At 71.7% G+C, this 21,102-nt stretch carries 17 protein-coding genes; 1 reads left to right on the forward strand and 16 read right to left on the reverse strand.

Features of this window, described 5'->3' with window-relative positions; all coding sequences use genetic code 11:
• The 3 genes from O7542_RS16235 to O7542_RS16245 form a co-directional block, all read right to left on the reverse strand.
• Nucleotides 1–867: a tetratricopeptide repeat protein gene (locus O7542_RS16235; RefSeq protein WP_043325191.1), complete on the reverse strand. Its 867-nt coding sequence runs from the start codon at nt 865–867 to the stop codon at nt 1–3.
• A gap of 64 nt (nt 868–931) precedes the next feature.
• Entirely contained in the window at nt 932–2,545 is a 1,614-nt protein-coding gene (locus tag O7542_RS16240; RefSeq protein WP_158559980.1) for an ABC transporter substrate-binding protein, read from the reverse strand.
• 31 nt (nt 2,546–2,576) lie between these two features.
• The gene (locus O7542_RS16245; protein ID WP_043325193.1) at nt 2,577–3,632 is read right to left on the reverse strand and encodes a membrane dipeptidase; all 1,056 of its coding nucleotides are present in this window, start codon (nt 3,630–3,632) and stop codon (nt 2,577–2,579) included.
• Between the two features lie 436 nt (nt 3,633–4,068).
• Between O7542_RS16245 and O7542_RS16250 the strand changes: the two genes are divergently transcribed.
• Nucleotides 4,069–4,704, forward strand: a complete 636-nt coding sequence (locus O7542_RS16250) for an XRE family transcriptional regulator (RefSeq protein ID WP_223201430.1) — start codon at nt 4,069–4,071, stop codon at nt 4,702–4,704.
• A 70-nt stretch (nt 4,705–4,774) separates the two neighbouring features.
• On the opposite strand, the gene O7542_RS16255 is transcribed toward O7542_RS16250, so the two are convergent.
• From O7542_RS16255 to O7542_RS16315, 13 genes are read right to left on the reverse strand one after another with little or no spacing between them, the layout of a single operon-like run.
• Nucleotides 4,775–5,866, reverse strand: a complete 1,092-nt coding sequence (locus O7542_RS16255; RefSeq protein ID WP_223201150.1) for an alpha/beta hydrolase — start codon at nt 5,864–5,866, stop codon at nt 4,775–4,777.
• A gap of 5 nt (nt 5,867–5,871) precedes the next feature.
• Complete coding sequence (locus tag O7542_RS16260; RefSeq protein WP_043325196.1) at nt 5,872–6,870, reverse strand: LLM class flavin-dependent oxidoreductase; 999 nt, start codon at nt 6,868–6,870, stop codon at nt 5,872–5,874.
• Nucleotides 6,867–7,196 (reverse strand): TIGR04076 family protein, encoded by a 330-nt coding sequence (locus O7542_RS16265; protein WP_043325197.1) that lies wholly within the window; start codon nt 7,194–7,196, stop codon nt 6,867–6,869. Before O7542_RS16265 ends, O7542_RS16260 begins: the two co-directional genes overlap by 4 nt.
• Entirely contained in the window at nt 7,193–8,197 is a 1,005-nt protein-coding gene (locus tag O7542_RS16270) for a zinc-binding dehydrogenase (protein ID WP_210873609.1), read from the reverse strand. The genes O7542_RS16265 and O7542_RS16270 overlap by 4 nt, the downstream gene beginning before the upstream one ends.
• Nucleotides 8,194–8,607 carry a nuclear transport factor 2 family protein gene (locus O7542_RS16275; protein WP_064447407.1) on the reverse strand — a complete coding sequence of 138 codons (414 nt, stop codon included), beginning with the start codon at nt 8,605–8,607 and terminating at the stop codon, nt 8,194–8,196. Before O7542_RS16275 ends, O7542_RS16270 begins: the two co-directional genes overlap by 4 nt.
• Nucleotides 8,604–9,869 (reverse strand): amidohydrolase family protein, encoded by a 1,266-nt coding sequence (locus tag O7542_RS16280; protein ID WP_043325200.1) that lies wholly within the window; start codon nt 9,867–9,869, stop codon nt 8,604–8,606. Before O7542_RS16280 ends, O7542_RS16275 begins: the two co-directional genes overlap by 4 nt.
• Complete coding sequence (locus O7542_RS16285; protein ID WP_281604826.1) at nt 9,866–11,536, reverse strand: hydantoinase B/oxoprolinase family protein; 1,671 nt, start codon at nt 11,534–11,536, stop codon at nt 9,866–9,868. Before O7542_RS16285 ends, O7542_RS16280 begins: the two co-directional genes overlap by 4 nt.
• Nucleotides 11,529–13,217 carry a hydantoinase B/oxoprolinase family protein gene (locus O7542_RS16290; protein WP_043325202.1) on the reverse strand — a complete coding sequence of 563 codons (1,689 nt, stop codon included), beginning with the start codon at nt 13,215–13,217 and terminating at the stop codon, nt 11,529–11,531. Before O7542_RS16290 ends, O7542_RS16285 begins: the two co-directional genes overlap by 8 nt.
• A complete protein-coding gene (locus tag O7542_RS16295; protein ID WP_043325203.1) occupies nt 13,214–15,265 on the reverse strand; it encodes a hydantoinase/oxoprolinase family protein in 2,052 nt (683 codons plus the stop codon). Before O7542_RS16295 ends, O7542_RS16290 begins: the two co-directional genes overlap by 4 nt.
• Entirely contained in the window at nt 15,262–17,295 is a 2,034-nt protein-coding gene (locus O7542_RS16300) for a dipeptide ABC transporter ATP-binding protein (protein WP_281604827.1), read from the reverse strand. Before O7542_RS16300 ends, O7542_RS16295 begins: the two co-directional genes overlap by 4 nt.
• Before the next feature lie 2 nt (nt 17,296–17,297).
• The gene (locus tag O7542_RS16305) at nt 17,298–18,185 is read right to left on the reverse strand and encodes an ABC transporter permease (RefSeq protein ID WP_064447403.1); all 888 of its coding nucleotides are present in this window, start codon (nt 18,183–18,185) and stop codon (nt 17,298–17,300) included.
• Entirely contained in the window at nt 18,185–19,195 is a 1,011-nt protein-coding gene (locus tag O7542_RS16310; RefSeq protein ID WP_043325205.1) for an ABC transporter permease, read from the reverse strand. The genes O7542_RS16305 and O7542_RS16310 overlap by 1 nt, the downstream gene beginning before the upstream one ends.
• 15 nt (nt 19,196–19,210) lie before the next feature.
• Entirely contained in the window at nt 19,211–20,866 is a 1,656-nt protein-coding gene (locus O7542_RS16315; RefSeq protein WP_043325206.1) for an ABC transporter substrate-binding protein, read from the reverse strand.
• Nucleotides 20,867–21,102: the final 236 nt, after the last annotated feature.

Below are 21,102 nucleotides of genomic sequence, written 5' to 3' on the forward strand. Positions count from 1 at the left end.
TCAGTTCTCCTTGCTCGTGGTCGCGAAGTCCGGGTTGCGCTCGTACTCGGCCTTGACGGCCAGGTACGCGAAGGCGTGCGTGACGCGGGTCTTCAGCACCCCGTCGAACACCTCACGCGCCTTGTCGACGTCACCGTTGTAGTAGTGCCAGTTACCGAGGCCGTACCCCTGGGTGACGGTCTTGAGGCTGTTGCCGTCGCACATCGCCCACAGCTCGTCCGGGCCGATCTCGCCGGTGTAGAGCTTCATCCGGCCCTCGTAGCCGACCAGGTGCGGCTCGTCGACCAGGTCGACAGTGCGGAACCGGTCGAGCACCTCCTCGGCCTCGGCGGTCCGGCCGAGGCGCCGCAGCGCCATGTACTGCCAGTCCTGCGACGCGACCAGGCCCTCCTGGTGCCGGGACGCCTTCTCCGACTCGGCGAAGCTGGGCAGGCAGCCCTCCAGGTCACCGGCGAGGTACTGGGCGACGCCCAGGTGGTACCAGACGGAGGCGTGCAGCGTGGTGTTGTAGCGGCCGAGGATCTCCGGGTTCGCGGCGGCGTCGGTGTCGCTGAGGTGCTGCGGGCGCACGTCCTCGGGCCGGCCGAGGATCAGGCTGACGACGTCCTTCTCCACCTCCGGCTGGTACATCTCGTACTCGTCCTCGACGCCGGCGAGCTGGTCGGCGGCGGCGCGCAGGTCCGCGATCGCGCCGGCGTAGTCACTGATGGAGATCCGCCGGTGGCCGCGGAAACGCAGCAGGCGCGGGCTGTCCGGTTCCAGTTCGAGCGCCTCGGTGAGCAGCGCCACGGACTCCTCGTGCTTGCCGAGGTAGCCCTTCAGCCGGGCGGCGATGACGTAGCGATGGGTCAGGGGTACGGCCGTCATGGATTGCCTTTCGTCGCGGTGCGGCGGAGGGGACGCCGTGGGCCGGCGTCCCCTCCGCGACTCGTCAGCGGTCGAGCCAGAGGTGCCGGTAGAAGCGGTAGGTCGGCGTGGGGTCACCCCGGTAACCCATGACGTCCTTCTGCACGACGTCGAAGTCGGCGTTCAGGAAGGTCATGGCCACCGGGCCCCGCTCGGCCAGGATCTTCTCGGCCTGCTGGTAGAGCTGGGCGCGCTTGTCCTTGTCCAGCTCGGAGCGGGCCTTGACGATCAGGTCCTCGTACTCCGGGTCGGACCAGTTGCCGTAGTTCAGGCCGCCGCCCTTGAGGAAGCTGGCGGTGAACCGCTCGTCCGGGTCGTAGGTCAGGCCGAAGCCGGACTGGTACATGTCGAAGTCCCCGGACTTCGTCTTGGTGTCGGCGATGGTGGACTCGACCGACTCCAGCGTCACCTTGATGCCGATCTTGGCGAGCTGCTGCTGCTCCACCTCCGCCGAGCGCACCTGGAACGCCGAGGTGGCGATCACCATGAGCTTGGCGTCGAAGCCGTTCGGGTAACCCGCCTCGGCCAGCAGCGCCTTGGCCTTCTCGATGTCGGGCTTGCCGTACACCGGCTCCTTCAGCGCGCCGAAGCGGTCCGGCGGCAGGTAGCCGGCGTTGAGCGCGGTGCCGAAGCCGGAGTTGGCCACGTTCAGGATCTCCTGCCGGTCCAGCGCCAGGTAGATGGCCTGCCGGACCTTGACGTTGTCGTACGGCGCCTTCGAGGTGTTCAGCCGCAGGTGCAGCGACAGCGAGCCGGAGCCGCCGTACCACTTGAGCTTCTCGTCGCGCTTGAGCGCGTCGATGAACTCCGGCGCGGGCCGCCACAGGAAGTCCACGGTGCCGCTGCGCACGGCGGCGGCGCGGGCGTTGTCGTCCGGGTTGAACGTGAAGTCCAGCCCGTCCAGGTACGGAACCCCGGACTCCCAGTACTTGTCGTGCTTGTCCAGCTTGATGGCCTGGCCGGTGGTCCGGGCGGCGAGCTTGAACGGCCCGCTGCCGCCGTCGACGCTGCCGTTGAGGTCGCCCTGCTTCTCGACCACGGTCCGGTCGACGATCGACGACGCGGCGGTGGACAGCAGGGTCAGGATGGCGGCGTTGGGCTTGGCCAGCTTCATCACGACGGTGCGCTCGTCGGGCGCCTCGACCGAGGTGATGCCCTCGTAGCTACGGGCGCGCGGCGCCCGGGTGGCCGGGTCCTTGATCCGCTCGATCGAGTACTTCACGTCGGCGGCGGTCACCTTGCGGCCGCTGTGGAAGTACGCGTTGTCGCGCAGCTTGAACGTCACGGTCTGGCCGTCCGCGCTCAGCTCCCACGACTCGGCGATCGCCGGCTTGATCTCGCCCCGGTACGACTGCACGAGCGACTCGTAGATCTGCTCGTTGATGACGAAGGCCGAGGTCTCCGACATCCGGTGCGGGTCGAGTTCGTTGGCGTCCAGCCGGATCATGATCCGCAGGCGGCCACCGGACTTCGGCGTGCCGGCGGCCTGCGTCTCGTCCTCGAGCTTGACGTTGCTGGTGAGGCCGTCGCTGGCGTTGCCACCGGACTTGCCCGACGGCGGCTCGCCGCCTCCGCAGCCGGCCGCGAGCGTCGTCACGACGCCCACCGCCAGCGCTCTCATCAGAATTCGGGTACGCATCAGTCTCCTTGGCAGTGTCACGATTAGCGCTTCATCGCGCGGCCGGCTTCCATGCCTCCCCATAGACCCGAAGCCAGTTGCCGCCGAGGATCTTGATCACGTCCTCCGGCGAGAATCCGCCGGCCAGAAGCGCCTCGGTGATGTTGGGGAAGTCCGCGGCGTCGTCCATGCCGATCGCCCGGCGCTCCTCCCATCCGAAGTCACCGAGCAGGTTCTGGTGCTCCTTCGAGTTCGCCTGCGCGATGCTCTTGAGCTGCGCGATCCGCATCTCCTCGGTCCACGTCTCGTCGTAGTCGGTGGCGACGGCGACGTGGTCGACGCCGGCCACCTCCACCACTCGGCAGACGTGCTCCACGAAGCGGGTCAGGTCCGGACGACGGGACGGGTCCTCCGGGTGGTACAGGAACCCCGACAGGGTGGTGATGCCCATGACGCCGCCCTGCTCGGCGAGGCGCCGCAGGTATCCGTCCGACTTGGCGCGGATGTGCGGCGACAGCGCGTCGCAGAAGGCGTGCGTGACGACGACCGGCTTGTCCGAGGCGTCCATCGCGTCCAGGCCGGTGCGCTCGCCGCTGTGCGAGACGTCGACCAGCACGCCCAGCTCGTTCATCGCCTTGACGAAGGCGCGGCCCCGGTGCGTCAGCCCCGAGTCGGTGTCCTCGCCGCAGCCCGCGCCGAGCAGGTTCTGCCGCTGGTAGGTCAGCTGAAGGATGCGGACGCCCAGGTCGTGGAACGTGCCGAGCAGGTCGAGGTCACCCCCGATCATCTCGGTGTCCTGCGGGCCGAGGATGACGGCCTCCTTGCCCTCGGCCTTGGCCCGGTGGATGTCGTCCACGGTCAGGGCGAGCAGCACCTCGTCCGGGTGCGCGTCGATCCACCTGCGGCAGCGGTTGACCTCGCGCAGGGCGGTGACGGTGTCCGCGTACGGCCGGGTGACCGTGTGGTTGACCGCGGTGACGCCTCCTCGCCGGATCCGGTCGAGGTGGGCGTCGCTCAGCTCGATGACCGTGCTTCCGTCCACCACTGTTGCGGCGGCGTGCAGGTCGGCGGCGGAACGAACGGGTTGGGCGGTGGCGGCAGTCTTCACGTCATCTCCAGATCATCGGAAGATGCCGAGACTCTACGAGCCACGCCAGTTATTGTCCATGAAATCTCAGCAACTCGTCGGTAGACAGCTTTGAAGCGACGAATTTCGTCGTTATAGCTCTAGCAAACCGATCGAGGGCGCCCGTCCGGCGCGAATCCGCCATAGCGCGAGAAGACCCTTATGGACGACAAGTAGGCACAGTCGCGACGGGCACTCGTGCCGGAGCGCGCACAGTGGACCGCAGCGGATGGCCGGCCGTACGACTGCGAACAGACGATCGCGCTGGACGCGACGGTGCCGGCACCACGGCTTCGCCGCCGCGGCGGACCGGAAATGCCGGCGCTCCACCCCTCGCACAAGTGCGGGCATGTTCGATAGGATCGAACATCCCGGGCGGATCCCCCCGCCACCGCAACAGGAGGTCCCCGTGCGGTCCATGGACAGTCAGCCGCCGTCGGAGCAGGCCGCCTCCGGCGGCCCCGCGGACGAGAGCACCCCGGTGGGGGTGGTCGGCGCCCGGATCCGGCGCTACCGCAAGGAGCGCGGGCTCACCCTGCGCGGCCTCGCCTCCCGCTCCGGCCTGTCGATCGGCTTCCTGTCCCAGGTCGAGCGCGGCATCTCCTCGATCGGCCTGACCGCGCTGGGCAGCGTCGCCAAGGCCCTCGACAAGTCGGTGGCCGACTTCTTCGACGCCGGCAACGGCACGTCCGACAGCAACGTCTCCCAGCTTCCCCGGCACTTCACGCTGACCAGGGCGGAGACGTCGGCAACGCAGTACGTGTCGGGGCAGCAGACCTACCGCATGCTCTCGGACCGGGGGCCGGACCTGGTGCTGGAGCCGATGCTCGTGCACATCGCGCCGGGCGGGCGGCGGGAGAACGCGTACGGCCACCGGGGCGAGGAGTTCGCCTACGTCATCTCCGGCGAGCTGCTCTACGAGGTCGAGGGCGTGGAGCACCGGCTGTGCCCGGGCGACAGCGTGCACCTGCGCTCGTCGGTGCCGCACCAGATGTACAACGACACCGACTCGGTCACCACAGTGGTCTCGGTGGTCACGCCCCGGCTGTTCTGACCGGCGCCACCAACCGCCCTCCGTGTTCACCTACGTGAACTCGGAGGGCGATTCGGTTGCGGGCGCGACGTCAGCGACCGAGGCGGGCGTCCACTGCCGTCATGGTGTCCCGCCAGATGTCCGACGCCGGGTCGATGACGGCGAAGTGGTCCCCCGGCTGTTCCAGGTGGCGGATCTCGTCGCCCGCGGCTGCCGCCGCCGCGGCGTAACGCCGGTTGGCGTCGACGAGGTCGAGACTGTCCGCGGTCCCCTGCACGAGCAGCGTGGGCACCCCTGTCGGCAGCCGCAGCATCGGGTCGCTCTCGGCGTACCGGCGCGGGGCCGTGGCCGGTGAGCCGCCCAGCGCCGCGGCGATCGCGCCGTCACCGAGGTAGCGCCGCTCGCCCTCGGTGAGGTCGAGCACCCCGGCCAGCGACACCGCGAGCGCGACGCGCGGACCGCCCGTACGCGTGGCAAGGTCCGCCGCGGCGCGCAGCGCGAGCTGCCCGCCGGCCGAATGGCCCAGCACCACGATCCGCTCCAGGTCGATCGGCCGGTCGGCGGCGATGTCCCGCAGCGCGGTGAGGCCGGCTTCGACGTCCTCCGTGGTGGCGTCCCAGCCGTGCCGGTCCGGACGCCGGTACTCCAGGTTCCAGGACGCGTAGCCTCGGGCGGCCAGATCGACGGCGAGCGCGTCCATCAGGTCCGCGCCCCAGACCGACCGCCAGAATCCGCCGTGCAGCAGCACCGCGACCGGCGCCGGCCCGGTGTGCGGGCCCGACGGCAGCCGCAGGTCACCCCACTGCTCCGGGCCGGGACCGTAGGCAATCCGATCGGCCGGCGCGCGGAAGCGGTGCACGGCGTGCCGGATAGCCCAGGTCACGCCCCACAGTCCCCGGCCGGCCAGGTGGACCGCGCCGGGGACCGGCGTCTCGACGGTGAGGTCGTACCAGACCGCGTGCGGCGGCTGCGCGCCGATCAGGGCGCGGGCCGGTGTGGTGGGGCCGGGCAGCACCACAGTCGGGCCCTGCGCCGCGGCGAGCAGCGAGCGCAGCTCGTCGGCCGAGGCGGCGGTGACGACCGTGCCGGTGCTGTCCAGCTCGGCGCTGCTGGTGGCGACGAGCGACGCCAGCAGTTCGGTGTCGGCCACCAGGCCGGGGCCGACCACGACGGTGAGCCGCACCGCGCTCACCTGCGCAGCAGGGGCAGGACGGCGGAGCCGAGCAGGTCCACGCCGCGCTCGTCGGTCAGGCCGTGCGGCGTACCGAACTCGACCCGGCGCACGCCCGCGTCGATGAGCGCCTGGGCCTGCGCGGCGACCTGCTCCGGGGTGCCGGAGAAGGCGAACCGGTCCAGCACGTCGTCCGGGATCAACCGGCCCGCCGCCTCGTCCTCGCCCGCGTCGACCAGGTCGCCGACGCGCTTCACCAGGTCGTCGGGGAGCACGACGGTCGGATCCAGCTCCGCCACCACGGCCAGGTACATGGCCACCTCGGTACGGGCCTTGGCGCGGGCGGCCGCGCCGTCGGTGTCGACGACCGTCACCGCGCCGAGCACGATGCCGACGTCCGCCACGTCGCGCCCGGCCTTCTCCGCGCCGGTCCGCAGCCGCTCGCGGATCACCGGGACCATGTCCGGGTTGGCGCTGCCGCCCACCTTGATCTCGTCGGCGATCCGGCCGGCCAGCGCCGCGCCCTGCGGACCCCACGCGCCCAGGAGCAGCGGCGGGTCGGGCCGCTGCACGTCGTAGCGCAGCGCGGTGCCGGCCTCCAGCGAGAAGACCTTTCCGGTGAAGCCGCTGCGGTCGCCGCGCAGCAGGCGGTAGACGACCTGGACGGCCTCCTCGATGGTGGTCAGCGGCCGCGGCTGCGGCAGGCCGACCGAACCCAGCCAGGTCCCCCGGGCCAGGCCGAGGTAGGCCCGCCCGTGCGAGGCCAGGTCCAGGGCGGCGAGCTGACCGGCGATCTCGTACGGCGCCATCGAGTACGGGTTCAGGCAGGCCGCGCCGAGGCGTACCCGCTCGGTCGCCTGCGCCATCTCCAGCAGCGGGAAGATCGGCGGCTGGTACATCAGGTCGCCGAAGACGGTGAGCACGTCGAAGCCGTGCGCCTCGGCGGCGCGGGCCAGCCGGGCGTACGCGCCGGCCGGCTTGTCGCTCTGCAGGCCGAGTCCGATCTCGACGGTCATGTCAGGTCCGCCGAGTTCATCGTGCGCCGGCAGGTCCGTTCCACCTTCATGACGAGCCGCTCCTCCGGGTCGGGGCAGATGAAGTGGGAGTCCTGGGCCAGCCAGTCCCCAGGCGCCAGGTCACGCTGCTTGGCGGCGAGGAAGGGCAGCACGGAAGCGAGCGCGTACACGCAGAAGTGCTTGCCCTCGGGCAGCCGCAGGTGGGCGCTGTTGGTCAGCTCGAAGGAGTCGCCCACGGCCATGCCGCACACCGACCGGCCCTCGATCCGGTCGACTGTCACCTTCAGGTCGTAGATCTCCATGTCGCCGTCGGCGGTGTCGCTCACGGCCCCTCCCCTTCGTCGATCCGTACGATGATCTTGCCGGTGGTCCGGCGTTCGGCCAGCTCGGTGAGCGCCGCGGGCGTCTCGTCCAGCGACACGAGGCGGCTGACCGGCGGCCGGACCGCGCCGGAGGCGCACATGTCGAACAGTTCCTGGTAGGCGGCCTCGACCGCGGACGGGCGCTGCCACGGGTACTGCGAGCCCCAGGACAGGCCCACCAGCGTCGCGTTCGCCGCCATCAGCCGCAGCGGATCGACGGGCGGCGGCGCGCCACCGGCAGCGCCCACCGCGACCAGGCGGCCCTCGAAGGCGAGGCACTCCCAGGAGCGGGCGAACACGTCGCCGCCCACCGGGTCCACCACGACGTCCACGCCCCGCCCGCCGGTGGCCTCCCGCACGGCGGCCACGAAGTCCTCCGCCGTGTAGTCGATCGCCACCTCGGCGCCCTGGTCGCGGCAGATCGCCGTCTTGACCGGGCCGCCGGCGGTGGCGAGGACCCGGGCGCCGCGGGCGACCGCGAGCTGGATGACGGAGATGCCGACACCGCCCGCGCCGGCGTGCACCAGCACCGTCTGCCCGGCGGTGACGCCCGCCCGCTCCAGCGCGAACCACGCGGTCTGATAGGTGACCGGCAACGCCGCCGCGGTGACCGGGTCGACGGTGGACGGCCGCGGCACCACCACCGCGGCGTCCACTGTGACTGTGGTGCCGAGCGCGCCGCGCGGCAGCGCCGGGCAGGCCAGCACCTCCTGACCCAGCAGGTGCCCGGCCCCGTCGCCGGCGGCGACGACCCGCCCGGCCGCCTCCACCCCCGGCGTCATCGGCGGATCCGGCCGCACCGGGTACTCGCCCCGGCAGAGCATGACGTCCAGGAAGTTCAGCCCGACCGTACGGACGGCGAGGCGCACCTGGCCGGGGCCGGGCGGCGGGTCGTCGGGCAGCTCGGCGACCGACAGCACGTCCGCCGGTTCACCGGTCCGCCCGGCGACCAGCCGCCGGATCATGCCGCGCCCACCGGTTCCCGGACCAGCTCGGCGTGGTGGTGCACGATCACCCAGCGGCCGTCGACCCGGCGCACCACGTCGGTGACCCGGGTGATCTCCGGCTCGTCGTCCGGGCCGAGCTGCGCGACCAGCTCGTACCGGGCCACGCCGAAGTCGTCCCACACGTCGATGCGCTTGCCCCGCGCGGCGAGCACCGCCAGCCGGGGCCGCTGACCGGCGGCGTCCCGCTGGGCGCGGTACTCGTCCAGCTCGGCCCGGGTCCGCAGCGGTCCCGGCAGGTGCGTCTCCCAGGTGGTCACCTCGGGGTCCAGGTGCGTGTCGAACCGCTGCTGGTCCCCGGCGAGGAACGCGTCGTACATGTCGTCGATGCCGGCGGCGATCTCCGCCGCGCCTGCCTGCGCGAAGGTCATCGCGTCTCCTCCTGGTTGCGGTCGTCGCGGGCGATCTGCCCGCCCTTCATCACCCACCGCACGTCCCGGAAGGCCGAGGTGTCGGCCAGCGGGTCGGCGTCCGTCGCGATCAGGTCGGCCAGCTTGCCGACCTCGACGGTGCCGAGGTCGGACTCCGCGCCGAGCCACCGGATCGGGCCGAGCGTGCCGGCGTGGATGGCCCGCGCGGCGCCGATCCGCTCGGACATGTACTCCAGCTCCCGGATCGAGGCGGTGGTGCCCTCGAACTCCCAGAACGGGGGCATGTCGCTGCCGAGCAGGACCTCCACCCCGGCGGCGATCGCCATGTCGAAGCTCTCCAGGTGCCGGGGGCCGGCGCCGAGCGAGCGGCACTGCATCCACTCCGGCACGCCCAGCTCGTCGAAGAACTCCTTGCAGCGGGTCACCAGCAGCGTCGGCACGAGCGCCGTGCCGCGCTCGGCCATCCGCGCCGCGACCTGCGGGGTGAGCTGGTAGCCGTGCTCCACGCAGTCCAGTCCCAGCTCGACCGCCGCGCCGATCACGTCGGCGGGCCCGGCGTGCGCGGTCACCTTGCGGCCCCACGCGTGCGCCGTCTCGATCACCGCCGTCATCTCGTCGGCGAACAACTGGGGCGTGTGGATGCTCTCGTGCTCACCGGCGATGCCGCCCGAGATCATCACCTTGATCAGGTCCGCGCCGGCCTTGATCTGGCTGCGCACGCCGTGGCGGAAGCCCACCGGGCCGTCGCACTCGAGCGTGTCGTTGCTCTCGTGCCCGTGCCCGCCGGTGCACACCAGCGCCCGGCCCGCGGTGTAGATGCGCGGACCGGGGACCCGCCCGGCGTTGATCGCCCGCCGCAGCGCGAAGTCCGCGTGGTCCTTCTCCGCGACGCAGCGCACAGTGGTCACGCCGGAGTGCAGCGTGCGCCGCGCCCCGTCGGCCATGTAGTGGGCGAGGTCGTACGCGCCCATCCCCTTGACGCCCTCGCCGGCGGAGCCGGGCAGCGACAACGAGAAGTGGGTGTGCATGTTGACCAGGCCGGGCGTCACGTAGGCACCGTCGAGGTCCACCTCGGTCAGCCGGCCGGCGGCCCGCGCCTGCTCGGCCACCTCGGCGTACGGCCCGACGGCGGCGATCCGGTCACCCCGGACCCACACCCCGGCGCCGGTCACCGGCGCCATGCCGTCCACCACGCGGGCGTCGAGCACTGTGCAGTTGCCGAGCAGCGTGCTCGGCTGCTCGGGCGAATAGGCGGCACTCACGCGATCACTCCATAAACGTCTCGGGCGGCCCGCGCGGAGACGTAGCCCTCGGCCACGTCCCGTCGCACCGCCTCCGGATCCCGACTCCCCGGGTCGCCGTGCCCGCCGCCACCGGCGGTCAGCAACGTCACCCGATCCCCCACCGCCACCGCGGTACGCCGTGTGCTCACCCGGTGCTCCCGGTCCGTGCCCGGGAAGACGATCACCTGGTTCGGCTCCGGCTGTGCGCCGCCGGCCAGCGCCCACGGCGCGCTCTTCGTCTTCTTGATCACGGTCAGGAACTCGCCGGGCGTCACGAACCGGATGTCCCGCCGCAGGCCGCAGCCGCCCCGGAACCGGCCCGCGCCACCGGAGTCGGTACGGATCTCCACCCGCTCGAAGAACATGCCCGTCTTCGACTCCAGCACCTCGACGGGCGTGTTGCGCGCCTGGGTCTGGCACAGGTGGTTCGCCGGCCCGATCCCGTCGTGCCGGGGCGTGCCGCCCCAGCCGACCGGGTCGTTGTTGCTGACCGCGAACATGTCGCCGGTGTCCGGGTGCCGGCCGACCATCATGAACCCGGGCACGTCGCCGCCGGAGGAGGCGGCCAGCCGGTCCGGCATGCCCTGGGCCAGCGCCTTGAGGATCAGCTCCAGCGCGACGGTGCCGGTCCACTGGGTGAACGTGGCGGCCGGGTACTGCGCGTGGAACAGCGTGCCGGGCTCGGCGCGTACCCGAAGGGGCGCGAAGTGCCCGGCGTTCGTCTGCTCGTGCGGCGTGGTGACGCCCTTGAACGCGACCCGGCAGGTGGCGATGGTGGCGCCCAGCGGCAGGTTCACCGGCCCGGGCACCGCCGGCGACGAGCCGGCGAAGTCCACTGTGAACTCGCCGTCGGCTACGGTGACGGTGACCCGCATGAGGATGGGATCGTCGCTGACGCCGTCGTCGTCGAGCCAGTCCTCGGCGGTCCAGCTGCCCTGCGGCAGCGCGGCCACCGCCTCCCCGGCGCGCTGCGCGGCGACGTCGATCACCCGGTCGATCACCGCGTCGACCACTGCGGGGCCGTAGTCGCGGTACAGCTCGGTCACCCGCCGCTCGCCGGTACGCAGCGCGGCGATCTGCGCGTTGAGGTCACCGATGACCAGTTCCGGCATCCGCGAGTTGAAGCGGATCAGCTCGTGGATCTCGCGCACCGGCTCGCCCCGGTCGTACACCTTCGTGCCGGGGAAGATGATCCCCTCCTGGTGCATGTCCGTGGAGTCGAGCACGTACCCGGGGTCCTTGGCGCCCAGGTCCATCCAGTGCGCCCGGATGCACAGGAAACCGATCAGCTCCTCGCTGTCCGGCAGGACGACCGGCGCGAACATCGTCGCGTCGTACGTGTGCGCCGCGTTCCAGTACGGGTAGTTCAGCAGCACCACGTCGCCGCGGCGCAGGTTCTCCCGGCCGACGTACTCCACGCCCTTGCGCAGCGAGTAGTCGTTGGCGCCGAGGAAGCGGGACAGCCCCGTGGACTCCGCGACCAGCCGCAGCTGCCGGTCGTAGATGGAGATGCCGAAGTCGTACACCTCGTAGATCACCGGGTTGAACGCGGTGCGCACGAGCGCGGCCCGCATCTCCTCGGCGGCCGAGACGAGATGGCTGCGGACGACCTCGACGGTTGCCCCGTCGACCGTCGGCTCACCCATCGACGTCCACTCCGTAGACGTCCCGGGCCGCTTCCCGGGAGACGTAGCCCTCGGCCACGTCCCGCCGTACCGCCTCCGGGTCGCGGCTGCGCGGGTCGCCGTGCCCGCCGCCACCGGCGGTCAGCAGCGTGACCCGGTCGCCCGCGGCCACCACGGTGCGCTTGGTGCTCACCCGGTGCTCGCGGTCGGTGCCCGGGAAGACGACCACCTGGTTCGGCTCCGGCTGCTCGCCGCCGGCCAGCGCCCACGGCGCGCTCTTGGTCTTCTTGATCACGGTCAGGAACTCACCGGGCGTCACGAACCGGATGTCGCGGCGCAGGCCGCAGCCGCCCCGGAACCGGCCCGCGCCACCGGAGTCGGCGCGGATCTCCCAGCGCTCGAAGAACATCCCGGTCTTGGCCTCCATGACCTCGATCGGGGTACCCCGGCCGGTGCTGCCGGAGACGTGCGTGGCGGCGTCCATGCCGTCGTGCGTCGCGGTGCCGCCCCAGCCCACCAGGTCGTTGTTGCTGACCGCGAACATCTTCCCGGTGTCCGGGTGCAGGCCGACCATCATGAAGCCGGGCACGTCGCCGCCGGAGGAGGCGGGCAGCAGGTCCGGCATGCCCTGGGCCAGCGCCTTGAGGATCAGCTCCACCGCGACGATGCCGGTCCAGAGCGTGAACGTGGGCTGCGGGTAGACGGCGTGGAACAGGCTGCCCGGCTCGGCCCGCACCTCCAGCGGAGCCACGGTGCCGGCGTTCGACGGCTCGTCCCGCGACGTCAGCGACTTCAGCACGACCTTGCAGATCGCCTCGGTCGCGCCGAACGGCATGTTGATCGGGCCGCGGGTGGCCGGGGCCGAGCCGGCGAAGTCGACGATGAAGCGCCCGTCGTCGATGGTGACGGTGACGCGCATCTTCACCGGGTCGTCGGTGATGCCGTCGTCGTCCACCCAGTCCTCGGCGGTCCAGGTGCCCTGCGGCAGCGTAGCCAGCGCCGCGCGGGCGCGGGCCTCACCGTCGGCGATGATCCGGTCGATCGCCTGGTCCACGGTGTCCCGGCCGAACTTCTCGATGATCTCCAGCATCCGGCGCTCGCCGGTGCGCAGCGCGGCGATCTGCGCGTGCAGGTCACCGAGCACCGCGTCGGGCATCCGCGAGTTGAAGCGGATCAGCTCGTGGATCTCGCGCACCGGCTCGCCCCGGGACACGACCTTGGTGCCCGGGAAGATCAGCCCCTCCTGGTGCATGTCGGTCGAGTCGAGCACGTAGCCCGGGTCCTTGGCGCCCAGGTCCATCCAGTGCGCGCGGACGCAGAGGAAGCCGACCAGGTCGCCGTCCGCGTCCGGGTCCGCCTCGTCCGGCCGGAACACCGGGGCGAACAGCGTCGCGTCGTACGCGTGCGCCGCGTTCCAGTACGGGTAGTTGAGCAGCACCACGTCGCCGCGGTGCAGGTTCTCCCGGCCCACGTACTCCACGCCCTTGCGCAGCGAGAAGTCGTTCGCGCCGAGGAAGAACGTCAATCCGGTGGCCTCGGCGACCAGCCGCAGGTCGGCGTCGTACATCGACAGGCCGAAGTCGTGCACCTCGTAGATGACCGGGTTGAACGAGGTACGGATGAGGGTGGCCCGCATCTCCTCCGCGGCCGACAGCAGATAGCTGCGGACGACCTCGACCTGGGCTCCGTCCAGCGTGGTCATGCGGCTTCCTCCAGGGTGACGAGCAGGTATCCGTGGTCGTCGACGGTGACCCGCTGGCCGCTGGGCACCACAGTGGTGGAGGTGCCCTCGTCGATCAACGCCGGTCCGTCGAAGGTGTCGCCCGGCTCCAGGCGGGCCCGGTCGTAGACCGCGAACGGCACCACCGCGTGCTGCCCGAAGTCGTAGGCGTCGCGGTGCGTCAGCAGCGCCTGCGACGGGTCGCCGTCGCCGCGCGGCAGGGTCTGCAGCTCGGGACGGTCGGTGCGCCCGATGCCGCGCACCCGCAGGTTGAGGATCTGCAGCGGGTTGCCCATGGTGTGGCCGTACCGGGCGCGGTGCGTCTCGTCGAACGCGGCGCGGATCGCGTCGCGGTCCAGCTCGCGCCCGACGGTGACCATCAGGCTGTGTTCCTGGCCCAGGTAGCGCAGCTCGAACTGCCGCTCCAGCACCGCCTCGCCGGCCGGCACGCCCTGCGCCACCAGCGACGCGACCGCCTCGGCCTCGACGGCCTTGAACAGCTGCTCCAGCTCCGCCAGGTCGGCGTCGTCGAGCGTGGCCATCACGGTACGGCTGAAGTCGTTGACGATGTCGGCGGAGAGCATGCCCCAGGCGGAGAAGCCGGACGGCGCGAACGGCACGATGACCTCGCCGATGCCCATCTCGCGGGCCAGCAGCGGGGCCAGCAGCGGCCCGGCGCCGCCGAACGCGAGCAGCGCGAACTGCCGGGGGTCGTGACCCCGCTCGACGGTGATCTGGCGGACCGCGCCGACGGTGCGGGCCAGCAGCACGTCGAACACGCCGGCGGCCGCGTTCTCCACGGTGAGTCCGAGCGGCTCGGCGAGTTGCTCCTGGATTGCGGCGCGCGCCTCGGCGTCGCGCAGGCCCATGGTGCCGGCGAGGAAGCGCTCCGGGTCCATGTAGCCGAGCACCACAGCGGCGTCGGTGACAGTCGGCTTGGTGCCGCCCCGGCCGTAGCAGACCGGGCCGGGGTCGGCGCCGGCGCTCTGCGGGCCGACCTTGAGCAGGCCGTGGTCGAGCCAGGCGATCGAGCCGCCGCCGGCGCCGATGGTGCGGATGTCGTACGTGGGGATGAGCAGCGGGAAGTGCTCCAGCTGGGCCTCGTACGCGGCGACCGGGTTGCCGCGCTCGATCACGCAGGCGTCCAGCGAGGTGCCGCCGATGTCGAACGTGAGCACGTTGTCCCGGCCCAGCTCGGAGGCGACGTACGCGGCGCCGACGATGCCGCCGGCCGGCCCGGACAGCACGGTGTGCGTGGGGGCGGTCTTGGCGACCGCGCTGGTCATCGAGCCGCCGCCGGAGCGCATGATCAGGAAGCGCCCGGCGAAGCCGCGCTCGGCCAGGCCGGACTCCAGCTCGTCGACGTACCGCTCGAAGATCGGCCGGATGTACGCCTCCAGCACCGTGGTGCTGGTCCGCTCGTACTCCCGGTACTCGCGCACGATGTCCGTCGACAGCGACAGGCTGACCTCGGGGAACTCCTCGTGGATGAGGCGCGCGGCCTCCCGCTCGTGGCTCGGGTCGAGGAACGAGTGCAGGAAGCAGATGGCGATCGAGGTGACCTGCTGGTCCACCACGAGCGTGCGCGCGGCCGCCCGGACGCTGTCCGGGTCCAGCGGCTCCACCACCCGGCCGCGGTAGTCGAGCCGGCCCCGCACCCCGGCGGTGAAGCGGCGCTGCACCAGGCTCTCCGGCCGCTGGTACTGGAAGTCGTACATGTGGTCGGAGGGCACGTTGCCGCGCCCGATCAGGAAGATGTCCCGGAAGCCCTCGTTGGTGATGATTCCGGTACGGCCACCGCGACGCTCCAGCACCGCGTTGAGGCCGAGCGTGGTGCCGTGGATGAACAGCTCCACCTCGGACAGGTCGGTGCCGAGCGCGCTGATCGCGTTGAGGACACCGTCCGCGGGCCGGGCCGGGGTCGTCGCCGCCTTGCGGAAGCGGACCCGGTTGGTGCGCGTGTCGAGTTCCATGGCGTCCACGAAGGTCCCGCCGATGTCGACGGCGAGCCGGATGGGGCGACGGGTCATGGCGTGACAGCCTGCCTTCCGATGAGGGCGGGAAGCTCGGGAACGCGCCAGCAGGCGGCCCGGCTCTCGCCGTACGACTGAAGCTCCTGCTGCTCCGATCGGCACCGGTCGGTGACGAACGGGCACCGGGCGGCCAACGGGCACCCGGTTGCGGCGTCGGCTTCCTCCAGGTCCTTGACCAGCTCGACGGCCTCGCCGTCGGACCCGGCCGTCCCGCCGAGGCGGGGGGCGCTGCCCAGCAGCGCGCGGGTGTACGGGTGCCGGGGCGTGTCGAAGACGACGTCCACCGGCCCCTCCTCGACCACCCGGCCGAGGTAGAGCACCACGACGCGGTCGGCGAAACCGCGCACCGTGGCCAGGTCGTGGGAGATGAACACCGAGGCGCGGTCGGCGTCGGCGGCCACGTCGGCGATCACGTCGAGGATCTGCGCCTGGACGGTGACGTCCAGGGCCGAGGTCGGCTCGTCGAAGACGATCAGGTCCGGCTCGCCGACCAGCGCGCGGGCGATGCCGATGCGCTGGGCCTGGCCGCCGGACAGCTCGTGCGGGTAGCGCTGGAGGATCGACCGGTCCAGCTCCATCCGGTCCAGCACGGCGGTGACGCGCTCCTCCCGCTGGGCCGGGGACAGGCCCGCGGCGCGCAGCGGCTCGGCGATGGAGTCGCCGACGGGACGGCGCGGGCTCAGCGAGCCGATCGGGTCCTGGAACACCAGCTGGGCGCGGGTGCGGGCCCGGCGCAGCGCCCGGCCGCGTGGGCGGGGCCGGCCCGGCTGCTTGACCAGGGCCTGACCGGCGACGGTGACGGTGCCGGACGTGGGCGCGACCAGGCCCATCACGAGCTTCGCGAGGGTGCTCTTGCCGCAGCCGCTCTCGCCCACCACGCCCAGCGTCTCACCCGGTGCGAGCCGCAGCGTGACGCCACGCAGCGCGTGGTGACCGCCGGAGCCGAACCGGCTGCGGTAGACGACGTGGGCGTCCTCGATTTCCAGCACGGCGGGCTTCGGGTCCGCAGCCACCGGCTGGGCGCCGCCCGCGTCCGGTGTGTGCGGCGTGGACGGCAGGTCGGCGTCGAGCGGCCGGGTCTGCGGGTGGAAGCAGGCCAGCGACCATTCGCGGCCGCCGGGGATCGGCTGGGTGCCGGGCCGCCGGGACGAGCAGGTGCGGTCGGCGTGCGCGCAGCGGGCGACGAACGGGCAGTTCTCCGGCGCCTCGGTGAGCAGGGGCATGGCGCCGGGGGTGGCGACGACCGGCCGGCCGCCGACGTCCGGCACCGACCGCAGCAACGCCCGGGTGTACGGGTGCGCGGGCTCCCGCAGCACCTGCGCGGCCGGGCCGCTCTCCACCACCGTGCCGGCGTAGAGCACCACCACCCGGTCGCAGACCTCGGCGATCGAGGCGAGGTCGTGGGAGATCAGCAGCACGCCCCGGCCGTCGGTGTCGGCGGCGTGCCGGAACTGGCGCAGGATCTCCCGGGTCAGCGTCACGTCCAGGCCGGTGGTCGGCTCGTCGGCGATCAGCAGGTCCGGCGCGCAGCCGGTGGCCAGCGAGATCATCACCCGCTGGGCCATGCCGCCGGACAGCTCGTGGGCGTACGCGTCGAGCCGCCGCTGCGGGCTGCGGATGCCGACCGCCTCGAACAGCTCGCGCGCCGCCTCCCGGGCCCGGTCGCCGGACATGTCCTGGTGCGTGGCGAGCCGGTCGACGAGCTGCTTGCCGATGGTGCGGGTGGGGCTGAGCGCGCCGCGCGGGTTCTGGAAGCAGATCGCCACGCCGCGTCCGCGGTGTGCGGCGAGCGCGGCGTCGTCCATGCGCAGCACGTCCGAGTCGCCGAAGCGCACCCGGCCGGTGGCGTGCGAGCCGCCGGGCAGCAGCCCGACGATGGCGCGGGCCACCATGCTCTTGCCGCCGCCGCTCTCCCCGACCAGGCCGACGACCTCACCGGGGCGTACGGCGAAGGTGACGCCGCTGAGCGCGGCCACCTGCCGGCCGGGTCGCCGGATGGTCACCGAGAGGTTCTCGATCGACAGCATGGTCACCGCCGCTTCGCGTTGGCGCGGTCCTGCAGGCCTTCGCCGAGCAGGCTGAACCCGAGGACGCAGACGAACAGGGCCAGGCCGGGTGGGACGGAGGTCCACCAGCGGCCACCGACCACGTCCGCGGCGCCCAGGCTGATCATCGCCCCCCACTCCGCCTCGGGGATGCTCACGCCCAGGCCGAGGAAGGAGAGCCCGGCCAGGGTGAGCATCGCCCAGCCGCAGTTCAGCGGCGCGATCACCCGTACCGGGGTGAGGCTGTTGGGCAGCAGGTGCCGCCAGAGCACGCCCACCGGCGACGCCCCGGAGGTGATGGCGGCGTCCACGAACGGCAGTTCCCGCAGCGACCGCACCTCGGCGCGGACCAGCCGGGCGTACGCCGGCGCGTTCACCGCCGCGATCGTGATGATCAGGTTGATCGTGCCGTTGCCGAGCAGGGCGGCGACCGCCAGCGCCAGGATGAACGTGGGGAACGACTGGAAGATGTCGACCACCCGCATCAGCACGTCGTCGAGCCAGCCGCCGAAGTAGCCGGCGACCAGGCCGAGCAGCGTGCCCACGACCACCGCGAGCGCCACCGCGGCCAGGGCGATGCCCAGGTCGAGCCGGGCGGCGTAGAGCACCCGGCTCCAGATGTCCATGCCGTTGCCGTCGGTGCCGAGCAGGTGGTTGCCGCCCGGCGCCACCAGGGTGTTCGCCGGGTCGATCTCGGTCTCGCCCCACGGGCTCAGCAGCGGCGCGAACACCGCCACCAGCGCCACCACCGACAGGATGGTCGCACCGACGATGATCATGCGGCGGGCGAACCGGCTGTCCCGGTCGCCGCCGGCGACGACCACCGGCGTCTGTGCGGAGTCGCCGCTGACGGCGGCGCGCAACTCGGCCATCAGAGCCTCACTCTCGGGTCGAGGATCGCGTGGACCACGTCGGCGATGAGGAACACCAGCACGTAGCACAACGCGATGACCAGCACCGACGCCTGAACCACCGGGTAGTCCCGGTAGAGCAGGCCGCGCAGGGCCCACTGGCCGAAGCCCTGCCACGAGTACACGTACTCGACGAGCACGGTGGAGCCGATCGCCGTGCCGAAGACCAGCGCCGCCAGTGACGGCAGCCGGACCAGCGTCGCCCGCAGCAGGTAGCCGTAGTGCAGCGTGCGGTCGCGCAGCCCGTGCGCCTTCGCCGCGGCGTACGACTCCGAGTGCAGCACCTCCAGCGCGGAGGCCCGGACGCTGCGCAGCAGCGGCGCGACCACGCCGACCACCAGGGTCAGCACGGGCAGCACCAGGTACGCCGCGGCGGAGGCGATCGCCGGGCCGTTGGCGGTGAGCACGGCGTCGACGAGATCGGCCCCGGTGAGCGGGGTCAGGTTCGTGTCCGGGTCGACCCGCCCGTTCGGCGCCGGGAACCAGCCGAGGATGCTGTAGCCGACCAGCACCAGCACCAGGCCGAGCCAGAACTCGGGGATCGAGTTGCCGACCAGGGCGAACATCCGCACGCTGTGGTCACCGACCCGGTTGGCCCGTTTGGCCGACCAGATGCCCAGGACCGTCGCCACGACGAGCGCGATGCTCACGGCGATGACGACGAGTTCCAGGGTGGGCCCCACCCGGAGCGCCATCTCCGATCCCACGGAGTTGCCGCTCTGGATGGAGGTCCCGAAGTCACCGGTGACCAGTCCCCTGAGGTAGTCGAGGAACTGCTGCCACAGCGACTGGTCCAGCCCGAAGCGGGCCCGGGCGGCGGCGGCGTCCTCCTCGGTGGCGTTCTGCCCGAGGATGCTGCGGACGGGATCGCCCGGCAGCACCCGGACCAGGAGGAACGCCAGGACGACCACTCCGAGCAGAACGGGGATCAGCTGGAGCAGTCGCCTGACGACGAAGCGGAAGATTCGCATGGGCGGTTGACGTTCCTAGGCCGACGCGCTCAGGTAGCGCAGGCGGGCGAGGCCGTCCATCGGCTGCACCCAGCCGGCGACGGACTCCCGGACGGGCAGGTTGAAGTTGGGCTGGCAGATGACCACCCACGGCACGTCGGCGGCGAGGATCTCCTGGACCCGCTTCCAGAGCGCGTTGCGGGCGGCCGTGTCGACGGTGGTGTGCGACTTCTCGTAGATCTGCTCGATCTCCGGGTTGCTGTAGTTGGAGTAGTTGAGGTTGGCGCCCTTGACGAAGCTCGTCGCCAGCATGTACTCGACGTCGTCCACCCAGAGCTGCCCGGAGGTGATCTGCAGCGGGATGTTCTTCTTGGTCCGCCGCTCACCCAGGGTGGCCGGGTCCAGCGGAGTCAGCTTGAGCCGGATGCCCGCCTTCGCCGCCTCGCTCTGCACCTGGACGGCGATCTTCTGCTGCTCCTCGTTGTCGGCCTCGAAGACCAGCTCGGAGTCGAGCGACGACCGGCCGGCGGCGGCCATGGCGGCCTTCGCCTTGTCCAGGTCGTAGGTGAACGGGTAGCCGCTCTCGTCGTAGCCGGGCATGTCCAGCGGGACCGGGCTCTTGGCCGCGCGGGCGTCGCCGCCGTACACGTTGTTGATGATCTGCTCGTAGGGCACCGCGTACGCGAGCGCCTTGCGCACGTTCACGTCGTTGAACGGCGCGGCGGTCACCGACATCTGGATCGCGACCTGGCGGTTGCTGGCGGCCGAGATGACCTTGATGCCCGGGGCCTTCTTGAGGTCCTGGATGTCGCGCTGGCTGATGCCCAGCGCGATGTCGATGTCACCGGCCTGCAGCTGCAGCCGCTGGTTGGACGCGGCCGGCACGACCGAGATCCGGATGGTCGGCGTCTTGGCCGGGTCCGGGCCCGGGTAGTCGGTGTTCGCGCTGAGTTCGATCTCCTGGCCCTGGGTGGCCTTGGCGACGTTGAAGTAGCCGCCGGTCGGCGGGTTCTTCGCGAACCACTCCTTGGCCCAGGGGTCGCTGGAGCTGGCGCGCTTCTTCGCCTCGACCGAGTCGAAGACGTACAGCGAGATCGCCTGGATCTGCCGGGTGAGCGCGCTGGGGAAGGCCTGGTGGAACTCCACCGTGTAGTCGTCGACGACCTTGACCTGGTCGGCGCTGGTCAGGCCGATGGTGCGGTAGACGCCGGCCACGTTGGCCTGGGCGGCGAACGCGCGGTCCTTCGACCACTTCACGTCCGCGGCCTTCATCTCGTTGCCGCTGGCGAACTTCACGCCGCGGCGCAGCTTGAGCGTCCACACCTTCTGTTCGGCGTCGGGCTCGAAGGACTCGGCGAACGTGGGGGTGATGTTCTGGGTGTCGAGGATCTGGCTGCCGCCGGCGTTGGTGACGCCGTAGTCGATCAGGTATGGGAAGACGTTCTTGTAGAGCATCAGCGCGGTCAGGTCGAAGCCGACGAAGTCCTGGTCCCAGCTCGACAGGTAGCTGGAGACGGCGATGCGCAGCGTCTTGGCGGCGGCGCCGCCGGACTTGCCGTCGGTGGACTTGTTGCCGCTGTCCGCGGCGCAGGCGCTGGTGGCGAGCAGGAGCGCGACGCCACCCCCAAGCTGCAGGACGCCGCGGCGGGAGAGCGCGGGCGAGGAGGCGCCCGGACGGGGTGAACGAGCCATGAGAAGTCCTCCTAGAAGCACGAGGCAGATGGCCCGAGCAGCGGACCTATCAGGAGTTCTACCGGATTTAGCAGCAGTGAACAATAGGGTGAACGGCGTTCACTGAGCCCTCATGGACTCGGCTTGATAACGCTCCCGAACTGCGAGACAACGCACGAAGCCGCGTTCACACAAGTTCACACGACCGTTACGCACGAGCCGTCCGCCATCGGCGTTGATCATGGAGTGCCGCCCCG

Origin of the sequence: Micromonospora sp. WMMC264, from assembly GCF_027497275.1 — a bacterium.
GTDB classification, from domain to species: Bacteria; Actinomycetota; Actinomycetes; order Mycobacteriales; family Micromonosporaceae; genus Micromonospora; species Micromonospora chalcea.